Source organism: Clostridium chromiireducens (assembly GCF_003575225.1).
GTDB classification, from domain to species: domain Bacteria; phylum Bacillota; class Clostridia; order Clostridiales; family Clostridiaceae; genus Clostridium; species Clostridium chromiireducens.
Genome location: NZ_QXDJ01000002.1, coordinates 1 through 17,709 on the forward strand (window position 1 = coordinate 1; position 17,709 = coordinate 17,709).

The 17,709-nt window shown below is 29.4% G+C and carries 12 protein-coding genes, 2 rRNA genes and 1 riboswitch; of the genes, 11 read left to right on the forward strand and 3 right to left on the reverse strand.

Annotation, left to right across the window (positions count from 1 at the left end; genetic code table 11):
* Positions 1-100 (forward strand): 23S ribosomal RNA (locus tag D2A34_RS05305); the annotation flags it as partial.
* Positions 101-331: 231 nt separating this feature from the next.
* A 5S ribosomal RNA gene (gene rrf / locus D2A34_RS05310) occupies positions 332-448 on the forward strand.
* Between the two features lie 417 nt (positions 449-865).
* Here rrf and D2A34_RS05315 read toward each other — a convergent pair.
* Entirely contained in the window at positions 866-1,330 is a 465-nt protein-coding gene (locus D2A34_RS05315) for a peroxiredoxin (protein ID WP_119365972.1), read from the reverse strand.
* A 196-nt stretch (positions 1,331-1,526) separates the two neighbouring features.
* On the opposite strand from D2A34_RS05315, the gene D2A34_RS05320 reads away from it, so the two are divergent.
* Both D2A34_RS05320 and D2A34_RS05325 read left to right on the forward strand, forming a co-directional pair.
* Positions 1,527-3,287 carry an amidohydrolase gene (locus D2A34_RS05320; protein WP_119365973.1) on the forward strand — a complete coding sequence of 587 codons (1,761 nt, stop codon included), beginning with the start codon at positions 1,527-1,529 and terminating at the stop codon, positions 3,285-3,287.
* A 129-nt stretch (positions 3,288-3,416) separates the two neighbouring features.
* Positions 3,417-3,530, forward strand: a riboswitch (SAM riboswitch).
* A 207-nt stretch (positions 3,531-3,737) separates the two neighbouring features.
* A complete protein-coding gene (locus D2A34_RS05325; protein WP_119365974.1) occupies positions 3,738-5,027 on the forward strand; it encodes an O-acetylhomoserine aminocarboxypropyltransferase/cysteine synthase family protein in 1,290 nt (429 codons plus the stop codon).
* 167 nt (positions 5,028-5,194) lie between these two features.
* On the opposite strand, the gene D2A34_RS05330 is transcribed toward D2A34_RS05325, so the two are convergent.
* Entirely contained in the window at positions 5,195-5,965 is a 771-nt protein-coding gene (locus D2A34_RS05330) for a response regulator transcription factor (RefSeq protein ID WP_079439327.1), read from the reverse strand.
* Positions 5,943-7,817 carry a sensor histidine kinase gene (locus tag D2A34_RS05335; protein WP_079439326.1) on the reverse strand — a complete coding sequence of 625 codons (1,875 nt, stop codon included), beginning with the start codon at positions 7,815-7,817 and terminating at the stop codon, positions 5,943-5,945. The genes D2A34_RS05330 and D2A34_RS05335 overlap by 23 nt, the downstream gene beginning before the upstream one ends.
* Positions 7,818-7,993: 176 nt before the next feature.
* Here D2A34_RS05335 and D2A34_RS05340 point away from each other — a divergent pair, with 176 nt between their 5' ends.
* From D2A34_RS05340 to D2A34_RS05370, 7 genes are all read left to right on the forward strand, one after another.
* Positions 7,994-9,328, forward strand: a complete 1,335-nt coding sequence (locus D2A34_RS05340; RefSeq protein WP_079439325.1) for an ABC transporter substrate-binding protein — start codon at positions 7,994-7,996, stop codon at positions 9,326-9,328.
* A gap of 81 nt (positions 9,329-9,409) precedes the next feature.
* Positions 9,410-10,288, forward strand: a complete 879-nt coding sequence (locus D2A34_RS05345) for a carbohydrate ABC transporter permease (protein WP_079439324.1) — start codon at positions 9,410-9,412, stop codon at positions 10,286-10,288.
* Complete coding sequence (locus tag D2A34_RS05350) at positions 10,288-11,115, forward strand: carbohydrate ABC transporter permease (protein WP_079439323.1); 828 nt, start codon at positions 10,288-10,290, stop codon at positions 11,113-11,115. Before D2A34_RS05345 ends, D2A34_RS05350 begins: the two co-directional genes overlap by 1 nt.
* A gap of 224 nt (positions 11,116-11,339) precedes the next feature.
* Entirely contained in the window at positions 11,340-13,688 is a 2,349-nt protein-coding gene (gene yicI, locus D2A34_RS05355; protein ID WP_079439322.1) for an alpha-xylosidase, read from the forward strand.
* 392 nt (positions 13,689-14,080) lie between these two features.
* Complete coding sequence (locus D2A34_RS05360; RefSeq protein WP_119365975.1) at positions 14,081-15,856, forward strand: M3 family oligoendopeptidase; 1,776 nt, start codon at positions 14,081-14,083, stop codon at positions 15,854-15,856.
* A gap of 34 nt (positions 15,857-15,890) precedes the next feature.
* Positions 15,891-16,649: an EFR1 family ferrodoxin gene (locus D2A34_RS05365; protein WP_119365976.1), complete on the forward strand. Its 759-nt coding sequence runs from the start codon at positions 15,891-15,893 to the stop codon at positions 16,647-16,649.
* A 244-nt stretch (positions 16,650-16,893) separates the two neighbouring features.
* On the forward strand, positions 16,894-17,655 hold the full coding sequence (locus D2A34_RS05370; RefSeq protein WP_119365977.1) for a hypothetical protein: 762 nt from the start codon (positions 16,894-16,896) through the stop codon (positions 17,653-17,655).
* Positions 17,656-17,709 lie beyond the last annotated feature (54 nt).

Genomic DNA, 17,709 nt, shown 5'->3' on the forward strand with positions numbered 1-17,709 from the left:
CTAGTAAGACCCCTTGAAGACTACAAGGTTGATAGGTCAGAGGTGTAAGTATGGTAACATATTTAGCTGACTGATACTAATAGGTCGAGGGCTTGACCAATATAATCAAGTTGTAATACATTAAAAACTATGTGCAATTTTGAAAGAACAAGGTTCTTTCAAGTATGTGAATACTGAAAACCAAATGAATAGTATGAATTAAAGTTTCTTTTTAAAGGAAACACTAACTCACATTCGTTCGCTGGTGTACAGTTTTTAAAAGGAATACAAATCGCTAAAGCGATTTGCATAAGTTCGTTCGACCAAATCATAAATTTGGGAACTCACTTAATCTCGTGATGATGGCATAGAGGTAACACTCCTTCCCATTCCGAACAGGAAAGTTAAGGTCTATAGCGCCGATGGTACTGCACGGGTGACTGTGTGGCAGAGTAGGACGTTGCGAGGTAATTAAAAAGATAGTCGTATGACTATCTTTTTTGTTTCTAAAAATAAAGTTATTGTGAAGAACTCAAAATATAAAAATACTTGCACAGTGATCAATTTTAAGTTACTGTAAGCAACCGGAAGGGAATATATGTGTTTGATTCGGTTCTTGGAATATTTTTAAAAGATGTATATTCCCTTTTTTTGTTTATTAGTAACCTTAAAATAACAATATATTTATACAAGTATTTTTATATTTCTGTGTTGGTAATAATGCGTTTGGTAATTATATTTACAACTTTTTATACAATATATATCCCATTCTTCTAGAGTAGGTAGTGGCAAAAAATCTAAAGTGATAGCAAAACAAAGAAATAGAATACATATATGTGTTCTATTTCGCTTGTTCATTGCCTCACTTTAGATCTTAGCAATACCTTTATAGTGAGCATTTCAAAGTATCAATATGTCCAGAAACTTTTATCTTCCTATATATATTTGTAATAATTCCATTTTCATCTATTACAAATGTGCTTCTTTCAATACCAATAGATTTTTTCCCAAACATAGTTTTTTCCTTTAAAACACCATATAGATTACATACCTCTTCGCTTTCATCAGAAAGTAAAATAAAAGGCAAATCATATTTACTAATAAACTTATCATGAGATACAATAGAGTCTCTACTTATTCCTAAAATTATAGTATTCTTCTTGTCAAAGTCTTCTATAGAATTTTTAAAATCTTGAGCTTCCTGTGAACATCCAGGAGTATTGTCTTTAGGGTAAAAGTATAGGATTACCTTTTTATTTAAATAATCACTTAATCTATGTTCTAATTTATCAGATCCCATTAATTTAAAATCTGGAGCTTTCATTCCTTTTTCTAAAACAAAGTTTTCCATTTTAATTCCTCCTAAAAGTATTCATTATACTAATTATTATCTATAAATATTTACTATGTGTAAAGTGAATTAAAAATAAAGTTATTGAGACATAAGTAAATATTTTTAATTTTATAAAAAAGGATAAGAAAAGTTATTTTAATGAATATAATAGATTAGATTTCAAATAAATTGTAGACAAGGGGGAGAAGGGCTAATGAAGTTAAGTAAAAAAACTTATACTAGCGCACAAAAGATTTTTATCAATGGAATTATATATAGTATTGATAGAAATCATAATATATATGAATCTATGGCAATTAGAGATGGAATAATAATAGCATTAGGAAGTAATGAAGAATTAAGTTGTCTATGTAGCGATGAGACTCAAGTAATTGATTTAAGATTTAGAATAGTTTTGCCAGGATTTATTGATGCACATTGTCAGATTCCAGGAAGAATGATGATAGGAAAAGATGAATTATCTTTATTTGAGGCAGGTAACTCAAAAGATTACTTGAAATTAATTCAAAGCTATATTGATACCCATCCAGAAAGAAAAATAATATATGGAGTCGGGTGGAAAAAATCTGCTTTCGAAAAAGAAGAAGAAAATATAAATGATCATACTGAAGCGTTTAAGGGGCCAAATAAAAAGTGGTTTGAAATGCTAAAAACTCATAAACCCATAGTATTAAAATCATGCGATGGCTACGTCTTGTGGTTAAATGATAAAGCATTGAAGTATTATGGAATAACTAAAGATACTAATGTTCCGATTGGAGGAAAAATAGAATTAGATGAACAAGGGGAATTGTGGGGTACCTTAAAAGGAAATGAAGTAGATATAGTTTATATAGTAAAAGCGAAAGAAATGGAAAGTTATAAAGATGATGAATACTTAAGTAAATTTATAAAATATCAAAATATATTACATTCATATGGAATAACAACAATTGGGTTAATAAATGATGAAAGACTAAAAATGAAATTGGAAACTTATAAGAAATTGGAAGAAGAAAATAAACTTAAATTAAGAATAAATTATGGGGTTACAATTAAACCTGAAGAAATTTGTAAAAAAACTATATTTGAACAAATGCATCATCTAAAAAGAAGAAGAATACTATATAAAACAGATTTATTTGACATATCAATTGCAAAGTTTTTCTCTGATGGACTTATAGAAGATAAGACAGCCTACCTATTTAGACCCTATGAGCAAATAAACAAAGAATCGTATGAAGAAAATGGGATGTTTTTATGGAATTATCAAGAATTTAAAGAAGGAATAAAAATGGCAAACAGACTAGATTTTAATGTTTGTATTCATGCAGTAGGAGACTTAGCTTGTAAATTGTCAATCGATGGCATAGAGTATTCTTTGAAAACTAACATAAATCGCAATTTTAGGAATTCATTACTTCATATAGATCTCATAACGAAATATTATATACAAAGAATGAAAAATTTGAACATAAATGCAATTATAAGACCATCATGGTTTTATAAAGATATGAGTGTGAGCAAAAATGAAGTAATGGCAATAGGTGAGGTAAGAGCTCATAGACAATACCCAATTAAATCTCTAATTGATAGTGGAATCATTACAGCTGGATCTTCAGATAATTGGGATATAGAAAGAGCAAATCCATTAAAGGCTATAGAATGTAGTTCTATACGAAATTTATATGATTTCACACAATCAGGTTATCCTGAGAAAATTAATATGACTGATATGCGATATAGATTAAATCCAAGTGAGAGAATATCAGTAATAGAGTCTGTAAAGATGTTTACTATTAATGCAGCTTATGCATTGGGGAAAGAGAAAGATATAGGAAGTTTAGAGGTTGAAAAAAAAGCGGACTTGATAGTTTTGGATAAGAATATATTTTTGTTAAATCCATTAGATATATCTAATATTAATATTGAAAGGACATATTTTAATGGGGAATTAGTGTATTTGAATGAATAGTTATAAATTAAGATCTATATTAGCAATTTAATAAAAAAAGTTGCAGAAAATTAAAAAAGTATTGACATTTTAACCTATAAAATGTATACTTTATATCATAGTAAACAACTAAGAATAATAAAATATAAATTTTTATCAAGAAAGACGGAGGGACTGGCCCAATGATGTCTAGCAACCTGGATTAAATGTTATCATTAGTTTAAGGTGCTAATTCCTGCAGATTTTATATCTGGTAGATAAGAATGTAAATGAATCTCTTCACTACTTTCTTATTTAGAAGGTAGTTTTTGCTATATATTGGACTAATTTTCTGTATATTAATTTGTAAATTTGAGTATAAATAAGACTTTTAATTAGTTATTGACAACTTGAAAATATAGGAGTAATATACAAATCATAGTAAATAGATAAGATAAATAAGAAATTAAAATATATGATGGGGGCAAGATTATGAGCAACAAAGAAAGAAATTTAAAATTTGAAACACTACAACTTCATGTAGGACAAGAACAACCAGATCCAGCAACAGATGCTAGAGCAGTACCTATTTATCAAACAACTTCATATGTATTTAGAAATTCAGCACATGCTGCTGCAAGATTTGGACTAGCTGATGCTGGGAATATATATGGACGTTTAACAAATTCTACACAAGATGTTTTTGAAAAACGTATTGCAGCTTTAGAGGGTGGGGTAGCAGCACTTGCAGTAGCTTCAGGAGCAGCAGCAATAACATATGCACTACAAAATATAACTAAAGCAGGAGATCATATAGTTGCAGAAAAAACTATATATGGTGGATCATATAACTTATTAGCACATACATTCCCAACAAATGGCGTTACAACAACATTTGTAGATCCTGATGATTTATCAAATTTTGAGAATGCAATTCAAGAAAATACAAAAGCAATCTTAATCGAATCACTTGGGAATCCAAATTCAAATATTTTAGATGTTGATGCATTAGCAGAAATAGCTCATAAACATAAAATTCCACTAATAGTTGATAATACATTCGGAACTCCATTCCTTTTCAGACCAATTGAACATGGAGCAGACATAGTTGTTCATTCGGCTACTAAATTTATAGGTGGACATGGTACATCATTAGGTGGCGTAATCGTAGATTCAGGAAAATTTGACTGGATAGGTTCAGGAAAATTCCCACAATTAACTGAGGCAGATCCAAGTTATCATGGAATCAAGTTTGCAGAAGCAGTTGGCGCAGCAGCATATGTGACCAGAATTCGTGCTGTAATATTAAGAGATACTGGTGCTTGCATAAGCCCATTTAATGCTTTTATATTATTACAAGGATTAGAAACACTTTCTCTTAGACTTGAACGTCATGTTGAAAATGCTTTAAAAGTAGTAGACTTCTTAAAGAATCATGCAAAGGTAGAGAAGGTCAATCATCCATCATTACCAGAGAGCCCAGATCATGAATTATACAATAAGTATTTCCCAAATGGAGCAGGTTCTATATTCACTTTTGAAATTAAAGGTGGAGCTAAAGAAGCGCAAGATTTTATTGATAGATTAGAAATATTCTCTCTACTTGCCAATGTAGCTGATGTTAAATCACTAGTAATTCATCCAGCAAGTACTACTCATTCACAAATGAATGAAACAGAATTAAAGGAATCAGGAATAAAGCCAAACACTATTCGTCTTTCAATTGGTACTGAACATATTGATGATATAATCTATGATTTATCACAAGCATTCGAAGCATAAAAGATATAAATAGTTAAGGTAGAGAAGATATTAATTTGAATTATATAAAAGCAAACCTTCATTAATAGATAAGATGATAATTAACCAACTAGAGGATCAACATTTATGAAAAAATGTTGATCCTCTAGTTTTAATGTTAGAAAAAATTTAAGGTGAAGAATGTTAGGTTAGTTAGTCTTTAAATGTTTTGATCTATAGTCACTAGGATAAAATCCAACATTAGATTTGAATACTCTGCTGAAATAAAAAGCATCTTTATATCCAACTAATTCTCCAACTTTTTTTATTTCTAAGTCAGGTTGATTGATTAAAAGGAGTTTTGATTCGTTTATGCGGATTTTTGTGATATATTTTATTGGCGTCTCACCTGTGTACTTTTTGAATATCTTACTAAGATATTCATTTGTAAATCCAAATTTTTCAGCTATTTTATTTAGTGAAGTTATTGAAGCATAATTATTAAGTATATAGCTTTCTATTAATTGGCTTAGATTTTCGGGTTTTAAGCCATGTGGATCAATTGAAAAAGATGAAATATTTTTATTTTCTGAATCTAGTATTACAAGTATATTTTGCAGCGCTGCATTAAGCTCGTCTATTTTAATCGGTTTCAAAAGAAAATCTTTCACACCATATTTTAGCGCTATTTGAGCATATTTAAAATCATTATATCCGCTTAAAATCATGGTTTTAATATGTGGATGATTTTGATGTATATATTTAATAAGCTGTAATCCATCAGATTGAGGCATTCTTATATCAGTAATCACCAAAGAAGGATATAATTGCTCAATAAGGGCTATGGCATTTTCTCCATTACTAGCTTCACCAACCAGTTCAAGAGGAACTGATAAGGAACTAATTTTTTTTATTAAATTCTGTCTGATCAGATGCTCGTCCTCTACAACAAGATATTTATAATTGTGTATAGTTTCCATAAAAATCCTCCTTATTATAATATATAGGACCACCGATTGTAAAAATTGTCTTATGGTCTTTTGAATTATCGATTTTAAAAATGGCATGTTCGTTGTATAAGAGTTTTAATCTTATATATACATTTTTTATTCCCATACCACCAATTTTTAAAGTTTTCAATTCCTCATCTTTATTTAAATTATAGAACGTTGATAGAAGTTCTTCTTTCTTATCTTTGCTTAGGCATCCGCCATTATCTTCAATATGAATTAACCATTTATTTTCATCTATATTAGAACTAATATTTAAATGCCATGGAGGTGATGAACTAAATCCATGCTTAAAGGCATTTTCAACAATAGGTTGTATAATTAGTTTTGGTATTAAAATGTTTTCTGTTAGCTTGTTAATATCACAAGTATAAATAAGGTCTTCGCCGTATCTCATTTTCATACATTCAATATATTTTTGTGTATATAAAATTTCTGTGCTTAAAGAAACTGCAGTTTCATCGTTAGTTGTAATATATCTAAAATAATCACACAATGCATGACACATATCTATAATATTGTCATTCATATTTTCTTCGGCCATTATACTAATATTTGTTAGATTATTATATAAGAAATGAGGATTAACAAGAGACTGTGTTGCTTGGAGTTTTGCCTTAGTTTCCTCTGATTTTAGTAATAGTATCTCATGAGAAGAATCTTTTAATTTATCATACATTTCTAAAAATGATCTATATAACTCCGATATTTCTTGGATATTACTATTTACAGGAGTTAATATAAGTTCTTTTTCATTCAAAACTCTACTAATAGTAACTTTTTTCGTTGCTTTTGTTAACTTACTTAAAGGAGAAGTCAGCCTGCTTGATATTATAAAACATAAAAGTAAAGTGAAGAAAATAGAAAAAATAATAAGAATGATAAATCCTTGTTCAAAAGAGTACAACGATCTAAATACAGTACTCTTAGGTTCACTAGTTACAATTGTCCAATTATATGCATCAATTTTTTCATAAGTAATAAGAACGTTTTCATCATTCCCTAAGGTTACGAAGTATCCTATAGAAGGGGTCAAGTTGTTAGATTTAATAGAATCCATATAATTTATATTTTCATTCAAGGATTCACTATTTGGATAAACTAATTCATTTTTTTCATTATACACGTAAAACGATGTAGAAGGATTTTTAAGTTTTAACTGTGAAATTAATGAAAAAACATTATTATAATCTTGCAGTACTTCAACAATTCCTTCTGGCTCGTTGCTGCTATTAAAAAAAACACGAGTTAGCGATAGATATTGTTTATCTGCGCCATATTCATTTCGTGCAATGTTATTTGATAGTTTTGATGTAGTTGAAATATTTTTAGCACCATTTTTATTCATGGTTTCTTCATACCAGGGAATGGATTTTAATCCTACATTTGTAACTCCCTGAAAATAACCAGAACCTATGCATATTCCATTAAGTGTATAAAGATTCACCTGGGATGCAGATTGAAATGGTCCAATAATAGCCGTAATGATATCGTAAATTGCTAAAACATTTTCTCTAGAAACGAAGAAATTATCAAGTTCAATTTTATCAGTATTATTTTTTGTAAAGCTGGTGAAGTTCTTCTTTATAGCATTTGAATATACAATATTCATAGAAACAGTTGACATATTCTTTAATTCTGTTGAGATTGAATTTTGAACAGAGGCACATAATGTTTCAGATTTTGTTTTTGCATCTTTATAAATATTTTTACTATAAAGTGAATAAAACGATATAAAAAATAATGATAGCAATACAATAACCAATAATCCATATATAAAAAATAAATATATTTTTTGAGAAAAATATAATTTCCGATTCATAGATATGCTCCTCCCTTTAGGATGTATTATATAATAATGTTCAAAAAAGTGCAAAAAAGAGTACTGTTTTTTCTATTTCTAATAAGCAATGATAATGTTATCATAAACATGTACTCAATGTAAAGCATATCATAGAAAATTAAAGAAAACATTACAAAAAGTGGAGGTAAATATTAATGAGAAAAAGGTTAATAAAATTATTAAGTACTCTCTGTGTTACCATGATGGCTGGAGGTCTGCTTGTAGGGTGTGGGGGAAATTCAAGCAGTACTTCAAGCGATTCAAAATCTACAAGTAGCAGTGAAAAGGTTACATTAACATTTGGTTCACATCAATCTGGGTTGCCGACATCTGGAGTTGTGCAAGAGTTAGCTAAACAATTTGAAAGCGAGACAGGCGTTAAAATTGATTTTCAAATCTCACCAGATGCACAATGGCGTGATTTATTGAAAGTAAAATTAGACTCAGGTGAAGCACCAGATATCTTCTGTGCAGATGCGGACCCACTAAATCTAGTAACAAGAGTCAATCCGGAAAAATATGTACAAGACGTATCAAGTGAAGAATGGGTAAAGAGATTAGACCCTAATGTTCTTCCTTCAATTTCGTATAATAGTAAGGTATATGGTATTACATTCCCAGGTAAGAAAATGTATTTCTACGTATACAATAAAGAAATATTTGATAAATTAGGTTTAAAAGTTCCTACAAATTATGCAGAATTTAAAGCTGTATGTCAAAAGATAAAAGATTCAGGAGTTATTCCAGTATATGAAGGAACTCAAAATGGATGGCATCAAGTTCTTCCTTTATTTGAAACAGGAGCTATGTATCAACAAAAGCATCCAGACTTATATAGCAAACTAAACAAAAACGAAGTTGATTTAGATTCTGTACCTGAATTACAAACTATTATTAAAGAGTTAAAAGAATTTGCTGATTTAGGATTCTATGGAGATAACTACTTAAGTAACTCAGTTGAAAATGCTAAAGAAGCAATGGCTAAAGGAAAAGCAGCAATGTTTATAGCAGAATCAGCTTGGAGAAATGAAGTAAAAGCAGATTTTCCAGACTTTGATACTAACAAATTAGGTATATTTGTAATGCCTTGGGGAGATAATCAAGCAATTGGTGTAAATCCAGCAAGTAATGCATATTTTATAAACAAAAATGGAAAACATGTAGAAGAAGCAAAGAAATTCTTCGACTTTTTAGCAAAACCTGAAAATCTACAAAAACGTTTAGATGGACAACCAGGATTATCTGAATTATGTTGGCCAGAAGTTAAATCTAAATATTCAAAAGAAGACCAAGCATATATAGATTCGATGCAAAAAGGAATGGTTATGCAAGCAGGTGTTAAATACATCGATAGTCAATGGATGGATGTTGGTAAAGATTTAGAAGCTATGTATACTGGATCTTCAACTCCAGAACAAGTTTTACAAACAATTATGAATAGAAGAAAAGAACAAGCTCAATTACAAAAGGATCCTGATTGGAATAAATAATCATAGTAATTAATTATAGTAAATAAAAAATAAGGTTTCTCCATTTTAGAAACCTTATTTTTCTAAAATGGAGGGATTTTGATGGATAGAAAAAAATTATATCCGTGGTACTTTACAAGCGGGGCGTTATTAATATTTTTCTTACTTTGCTTTTTACCAGGAATCATAGGTATATTATACTCATTCACTGATTGGAATAATTTCACTGATAAAATTAATTTTGTAGGATTTAAAAATTATGCAGAGGTATTAAAAGGAAAACCAGAGTATCGTGCATACATATGGAATACTGTGCTATTTACGACAGTAACAACAATCTTGAAAACTGTAGTAGGATTAGCTTTAGCATTATTATTAACACAAAAAGTCATAAAATTAAAGAATTTTCACAGAATGGTTATTTTTTCACCTCAAGTAATGTCTTACTTAGTAGTAGGTCTTGTTTTTAAAAGTATGTTACATCCTGATACAGGATTTGTAAATAATTTTCTTAAGTCTGTCGGATTAGATATTTTTGCAATGAATTGGTTAACTGATTTAAAAATTGTTTTTGTAACTGTTATGTCAGTAGATACCTGGAAAGGTATGGGGTACATAATGGTGGTTATTATTGCAGGATTAATGTCTATTTCTCCTGATTATTATGAAGCGGCAAATATCGATGGTGCTAATTTCTGGCAAAAATTTCGTTTAATAACATTGCCATTATTAAAACCTATTATTATAAATGCAACAATACTAAATGTAACTTATGGATTTAGGGTATTTGATATGATTTATTCATTAACAAATGGTGGTCCAGGTAATGCAACAGGTGTAATTAATACAGCAGTGTATAAGGAATTCTCTAAAGGAAATTATGCAATGGGTACTACACTATCTAGTATATTATTTTTTGCATTATTGTTCTTAGTATATTTCATTATAAAATCCATGGAAAATAAGGAGGTAGATGCATAATGGTTACTTTGAAGAAGTCAATTGGAAGCATAGTAGCAAATGTTGTAACAATTTTTATAAGCTTATTAGTACTAATACCAGTGGTGGTTTTACTTCTCAATTCCTTTAAGACTCAAGGTGAATCCAATAAGATGTCTCTTTCTCTACCTAAAGAATGGGTATTTGCAAACTATAAAACAGTAATTGAGCAAGGAAAATTGATATCATCTTTTTTTAACAGTCTTTTATATGCTACTGCCAGCGTTACAATAATTGTAATTGTAGTAGCAGCTGCAGCCTTTGTTATTGCTCGAAATCGTAAAGGAATTAATAATTTCATATATTATTTTATCCTTTCTGGTATAGCAATACCAATTAACAATGTTGCACTGATGAAAGTTTTGCAAGCTTTAGATCTTGTAAATACTAGATTAGGTATTATCCTTGTTTATGCAGCAATAAATATTCCTCTTAGCTTGTTTTTATCATATGGATTTATTTCAACAATTCCTAGAGAGATTGATGAAGCGGCAGTTATTGATGGATGTGGACCAATTAGGTTATTTACAAGTATAATTTTACCATTATTAAAGCCAATTATTTCAACATTATTTGTTTTAAATTTCATGGCTGTATGGAATGACTTTACAATGCCTCTTTACTATTTAAATAACTCAGCAAAATGGCCAATGACCTTAGCAGTTTACAATTTCTTTGGAGCATTTGAAAATTCATGGAACTTAGTTAGTGCAGATATCATATTAACACTACTTCCTGTACTAATAATATTTATATTAGGACAAAAGTATATTGTTGGAGGCGTTTCAGCAGGATCAGTAAAAGGCTAATTAACTTAGTTAAAAGTTAATGCCTTTATTGTACCCAGTGAAGAATTAAAATTTAAGAGTTGAAAATTGGAGAATTTAAATCAAGATTTAAAAGTTAGAAATAAAAATTAAGAGTTAAGGGGGAAATCTATGAAAATATTTCCTAAATGTATAATTTGAGAAAAGCCTATAAGTTCTTCTACCGAGACTCTTAACTTACAACTTAATGAAGAGGAGTGTTTAATATGAAATTTAGTAATGGTTGTTGGCTAGACAAGCCTGGATATCAAATATATAGTCCAAAAGAGGTTTATAATTATAAAATTGAGGGAGATATATTAACAATATATGCACCTTGTAATAACATAAATCAAAGAGGAGATACATTAAAAGGGCCAGTAATAACATATAAGATATCTTCACCAATGGAAAATGTAATAAGAGTTAGAGCATATCATTTTATGGGTAAGCAAAAGAAAGCACCAAGTTTTGAAATTTTTGAAGATGAACATAACAATTTTGTAATTGAGGATAATGAAAAAGAGATTATATTTAAATCTGGAAATGTTAAGGCAGTTATAAATAAAGAAGTATTTGAAATAAACTTCTATAAGGGAGATAAAAAACTAACTTCAAGTAAGCCTAGAGGTTTAGCTTACGTGAATACAGAGGAAGAAAGAGTATTTATGAAAGTGCCTGAAGATGGAGTATTTATGAAGGAAGAACTTCATTTATCTGTAGGAGAGCTTGTCTATGGGTTAGGTGAAAAATTTACGCCACTAGTTAAAAATGGACAAAGTATTGATATATGGAATGAAGATGGTGGAACAAGCACTGAACAATCATACAAAAGTATTCCATTTTATATGACCAATAAAGGGTATGGGGTGTTTGTAAATCATCCAGAAAAAGTATCCTTTGAAGTTGGATCAGAAAAAGTTACAAAGGTTCAGTTTAGTGTTCCAGGTGAATGTTTAGATTATTTTATTATTGGCGGAGAATCGATGAAAGAAGTAGTTGAAAATTATACAACTTTGACAGGTAAGCCTGCACTTCCACCAGCATGGTCATTTGGATTGTGGTTAACAACTTCTTTTACTACAAATTATGATGAGGAAACTGTAAATAGCTTCGTTGATGGCATGGCAGATAGAGATTTACCTCTTAGAGTATTCCATTTTGATTGCTTTTGGATGAAAGACTTTAATTGGTGTAACTTTGAATGGGATAGTAGAGTTTTCCCAGATCCAAAAGGTATGCTTACAAGATTAAAGAAAAAAGGATTAAAAATTTGTGTTTGGATAAATCCATATATCGCTCAAGAGTCTAAGTTATTTGATGAGGGAATGGAGCATGGATATTTGATTAAAAAGCCTAATGGTGATGTATGGCAATGGGATTTATGGCAGCCAGCAATGGGAATTGTAGATTTTACAAATCCAGATGCGTGCAAATGGTATTCAAGTAAACTTAAAGAATTAATTGATATGGGAGTGGACTGTTTCAAGACTGATTTCGGTGAACGTATACCAACTGAAGTAGCATATTTTGATGGGTCAGATCCATATAAGATGCATAATTATTATACTCAAATCTATAATAAGGTAGTATTTGAAACTTTGAAAGAAAATCTAGGAGAAGATGAAGCAGCAGTATTTGCAAGATCAGCTACTGTTGGTGGACAACAATTTCCAGTACATTGGGGCGGAGATTGTGAAGCAAATTATGAATCAATGGCAGAGAGTTTAAGAGGTGGATTATCACTCTGTATGTCTGGTTTTGGATTCTGGAGCCATGATATAGGAGGTTTTGAGAGCACTGCAACTGCCGATGTATATAAGAGATGGGTTGCTTTTGGATTATTATCGTCTCATAGTAGATTACATGGAAGTAGTTCCTATAGAGTTCCATGGCTTTACGATGAAGAAGCCTGCGATGTAGTTAGATTTTTTACTAAGCTTAAATGCAGCATAATGCCATATTTATATAATGCAGCTAATGATGCAGCTTTAATAGGTACTCCAGTTATGAGAGCTATGATATTGGAATTCCAAAATGATTTAGCGTGTAATTATTTGGACAAACAATACATGTTAGGAGATTCAATTTTAGTTGCTCCTATCTTCAATGAAGAAGGTGAAGCAAATTATTATTTACCAGAAGGCACTTGGACTAACTTCATAAGTGGAAAGAAATATGAAGGCGGAAGATGGATTAAGGAAATACATGATTATTCAAGTGTGCCTATGATGGTTAAAGAAAATAGTCTAATTGCTGTAGGATGTGAAAGTTCAAAGCCGGATTACCACTATAGAGAGGATATATCAATTTTTGCTTATGAATTGAAGGAGGATAAAGAAGCAAAGACTACAATCATAGATATGAAGGGAAAAATTACTCTTGATGTAGGAGTATTAAAGAAAGGGAATGCTATCACTATTAAGTCAACTGGAACTGAAGGCAATTGGAGTTTAGTCTTAAAGAATATTTCTAATATAGAAAAGGTTGATGGTGGAGAAATAGTAACTGAAGGCGAAGACACTAAGATTATATTTAATTCAGGAAACTGCATGGCTATATGTTATTCAAAGTAATTAATTAACGAGGTGAATGAATTTTTTAGGGTTTGATAATGTGTATATTATATATTTATATGGCATTACTAGATAAATTTACAGCTATATATCTCAATCTAATAAAGTATTATATAGTTATAACATAGGAATCCCCCTCTTATAAATATAACAAAAAAATATAATAGCTGAATTTATAAGACTAAAAGGTAAACACTAATAATAGTTTTCCTTTTAGTTTTATTTTTTTATATGATAGCTAGAATTTATAACATACCCCTAAAAAGTTTCACTTTATGGAGAATAACATAAAAGTATAAGTGGAAAAAAATTTTTAATGGCTTATAATTACTATTAGGCTATTAAATAAATCATAAAATCGTAATAAAATAAATTGTTTTGGAGGAATTTATATGGAATTGAACTGGAGTTTGAAGGAAATATATTCATCATTTGATAGTAAAGAGTTTATCAGTGATTTAGAAAAACTTACTGCAGCTATAGAAAATATTAATACATGGGTAATAGAAGTTGTAAAAGATAAAGAAGGCATTGAAAACAAATTAGAAGAATACATTAATAAGTTCACAAACGTGACAAATTTAACTAGTAAACTTAGCAGTTTTATTAATCTTAGCCTTAGTGTAAATACGAAAGATAAGAATGCATTAAAGTACTCAGATATTTTGGAAAAAAAATTAACAAATTTAGTTGAGAGTTCAGTAAGTCTAGAAAGATATATAAGCAATATAGAAGAAATAGATAAAGTAATAAATAATTCTAAAGTACTTAAAGAACATGAATTTATGTTAAAAAACATAGTTGAACAAAGTAAATATTTGTTAAGTGAGAAAGAAGAAGCTATTATAGCTAATATGAAAAATACGGGATCTAACGCTTGGGTAAAATTAAAAGATAACTTGATTTCTAATTTGAAAGTTGAGATTGAGGAGAACGGAAACATAAATGAAATTCCACTAACTGTAGTTCTAAATATGGCTTATGATAAAGACGAAAATATAAGAAAAAGGGCATATGAAGCGGAAATAAATTGTTATAAAAAAGTAGAAGAAGGCGTGGCAGCAGCCTTAAATGCAATAAAGGGAGAAGTTTTAACAGTATGTGATTTAAGAGGATATAAATCACCTTTAGAGAAGACGCTTAAGGATTCGAGATTGGATGAAGAGTCTTTAGAGGCAATGCTTTCAGCTATGAAAGAAAGTCTTCCTGCATTTAGAAAATATTTAAGAAGAAAAGGTGAGATGTTAGGACATAAAAATGGTCTGCCATTTTATGATTTATATGCACCAGTGTGTGAAGCTAATATGAAATTTTCTTATGAAGAAGGAACTAAATTTGTTGAGAAAAACTTTAGAACGTTTAGTAAGCATCTAGGGGATTTCGCGAGGAAGGCTATAGATAATAATTGGATAGATGTTAAGCCAAGAGAAGGTAAAGTTGGAGGAGCTTTTTGTGAAAATTTACATTTCATTGGTGAAAGTAGAATATTATTAAATTATGGTGATAATTTTGGAGATGTAGTAACCCTTGCTCACGAGCTTGGACATGGATTTCATGGAGAGTGCTTAAATAGTGAAACCACTTTAAATTCTGATTATCCAATGCCAATAGCAGAGACAGCATCTACTTTCTGCGAGACAATAATAAAAAAAGCTGCAATTAAAGATTCTTCTAAAGATGAGGCGTTAGCTATCCTGGAGACTGAGATTAGTGATTGTACTCAAGTAATAGTTGATATATATTCAAGATTCTTATTTGAAAAGTCATTCTTCGAAGCTAGAAAAGAGAGTTCATTAAGTGTCGAGGAGATAAAAGAACTTATGTTAGAAGCACAAAAAGAAGCATATGGAGATGGATTAGACCCTAATTTATTACATCCATATATGTGGACTTGGAAACCTCATTACTATGATTCGGAATATAATTATTATAACTTCCCATATGCATATGGATTACTTTTTGCAAAGGGATTATATTCTGAATATATTAAAAGAGGAGCTGACTTTGCTCAAGATTATGAAAAGTTACTTTCTATAACAGGTAAAAATAATCTATCAGATGTAGCAAAGGTTATGGGCATAAATATAAATAATAAAGAATTTTGGAAGAATTCTCTGAAGACTATTGAAGAAGATATAGAAGAGTTTATTAAACTAAGTCATAAATAAAGAGTATCTATATAACAAAGGGGGATTTGGTGGGATGAGGATATTTTATAATACTTCCACAGGTAATTCATTATATGTTGCAAAAATAATAGAGGAAAGCTTTAAAGACTGTGAGCTAATTTCTATTAGTAATGCACTAAAAGAAAATATAAAGAATGTTAATGATGCTGTGATTGGGTTTGTTTATCCGATTCATTGTGGAGGAGTACCGATTGTAGTTAATAATTTTATTTCGAAATTAAATATTAATGAGGATGCTTATATTTTTGCCATTGGAGTTACAGGTGGAGGTGGTGCAAATAATAGTTTCAGTCAGATAAATAAGCTGTTACCACATAATCTGAAAATAAATAATTACTGTACTATTAAATATATATCCAATTACACTCGAATGAGCAAAAATCCTACAGAAACAAGAGCAAAGAGTGCAATAAAAGAAAATGAAAGTGTTTTACTTGATTTTATTGAATCTCTCAAAAAGAGAGAAATTAATTCAAAAGATTTTAAGAGCATTATTGGAGATATAGAATACAAACTATGGAAAGATTACTATAAAAACAAAGATAAAAAGTTTAATGTAAATGATAATTGCATAGGATGTAGTATGTGTAAAAAAATATGCCCAGTAGACAATATCATAATTGAAAATAATAAACCTAAATGGTCTGGAAATTGCACTGATTGCATGGCATGCATAAATATATGCCCTAAAGAAGCAATAAACATTGGAAAGTCAACTATTAAAAAGAATAGATACTTAAATCCATATATAAAAAGAGAAGAGTTATTATGATTTTAAGTATCTCTACAGCAGAGAAATAAAATTAATATAGAATTCAGTAAATAGGCAAGTTTAAAGATAATTTAAATTAGTCTATTTTTTTATTATATACTACAGGAATTAAAATAGATATATTGAGGAAATTACGAAAAAAGCAAAATTTATAGTAGAGCAAAAATAAACTTATATAATTTGCAAATATGTAATAATATGGTAAAATGTATATGATAATAATTATGAATGGGGTTGTTAAGGAATGCGATTTTTTAAAAAAGATGAAGTTCAACAAAATGAGGTACAAGCAGTTACTGAAACTAAAATTGAAACAAAAGATAATGAAAAAAATGTATTTAGTAAGAGAAATTTATCTTTGTTTAATGCAGATACAATTGAGTATATAATAGAAAATTTTCCTGCAATGTCGATAGAAATTCAGAGTGGATTAAATAATTTAGTTGATATATTAGAACACACAATAGATTATATTGAAGACATGTCTAGCGAAATAATAAAGAATGATAGAGATTTTAAATTAAGTAAGGCTCACAGGGATACGTCTATAGCCATATATGATATAGTTCAAAACATAGAAGGATATGTTAAATGGATGCAGCACGAATATGACAAAAATATTGAAGAGGATAAAAAGAATCCTAATGAAGTAGCAAGAACATTGGAAAAAGATGATATTAAAAATAATCAAAACAATGAAGTTTCATTGGATTCTACACTTACTTATGAGGAAGTGGAAATATATAAGGATTTTTCTTTAAAAGAGCCAAAAGCATTTAAGTTGGGAAATAAATTAATAAATGTGGATGATTGGAATGATTTGCTTGTAAAGACTGCGGAAGTGTTAACAAAGCAATATAAAAATAACAAGAATAGTAATAAGTTCGTTAAAGAAATTAATCCAGTAGAAAAAAAATCAACACAAAATTCATTTAGAGATACTGCTATAGAAATGTTGACTGAGTATAAAATCAACCTTGATGAGTTTAAAATAGTTATTAAGTAATATATGTTAAATCAACTTTAGAGCAATATAAATTTGCATTTGGAGTTGATTTTT

Bases quoted from the DNA above. Each gene is read 5' to 3' on its own strand.
- D2A34_RS05315 (WP_119365972.1), bottom strand. From the start codon at position 1,330: ATGGAAAACTTTGTTTTAGAAAAAGGAATGAAAGCTCCAGATTTTAAA.
- D2A34_RS05320 (WP_119365973.1), top strand. From the start codon at position 1,527: ATGAAGTTAAGTAAAAAAACTTATACTAGCGCACAAAAGATTTTTATC.
- D2A34_RS05325 (WP_119365974.1), top strand. From the start codon at position 3,738: ATGAGCAACAAAGAAAGAAATTTAAAATTTGAAACACTACAACTTCAT.
- D2A34_RS05330 (WP_079439327.1), bottom strand. From the start codon at position 5,965: ATGGAAACTATACACAATTATAAATATCTTGTTGTAGAGGACGAGCAT.
- D2A34_RS05335 (WP_079439326.1), bottom strand. From the start codon at position 7,817: ATGAATCGGAAATTATATTTTTCTCAAAAAATATATTTATTTTTTATA.
- D2A34_RS05340 (WP_079439325.1), top strand. From the start codon at position 7,994: ATGAGAAAAAGGTTAATAAAATTATTAAGTACTCTCTGTGTTACCATG.
- D2A34_RS05345 (WP_079439324.1), top strand. From the start codon at position 9,410: ATGGATAGAAAAAAATTATATCCGTGGTACTTTACAAGCGGGGCGTTA.
- D2A34_RS05350 (WP_079439323.1), top strand. From the start codon at position 10,288: ATGGTTACTTTGAAGAAGTCAATTGGAAGCATAGTAGCAAATGTTGTA.
- yicI (WP_079439322.1), top strand. From the start codon at position 11,340: ATGAAATTTAGTAATGGTTGTTGGCTAGACAAGCCTGGATATCAAATA.
- D2A34_RS05360 (WP_119365975.1), top strand. From the start codon at position 14,081: ATGGAATTGAACTGGAGTTTGAAGGAAATATATTCATCATTTGATAGT.
- D2A34_RS05365 (WP_119365976.1), top strand. From the start codon at position 15,891: ATGAGGATATTTTATAATACTTCCACAGGTAATTCATTATATGTTGCA.
- D2A34_RS05370 (WP_119365977.1), top strand. From the start codon at position 16,894: ATGCGATTTTTTAAAAAAGATGAAGTTCAACAAAATGAGGTACAAGCA.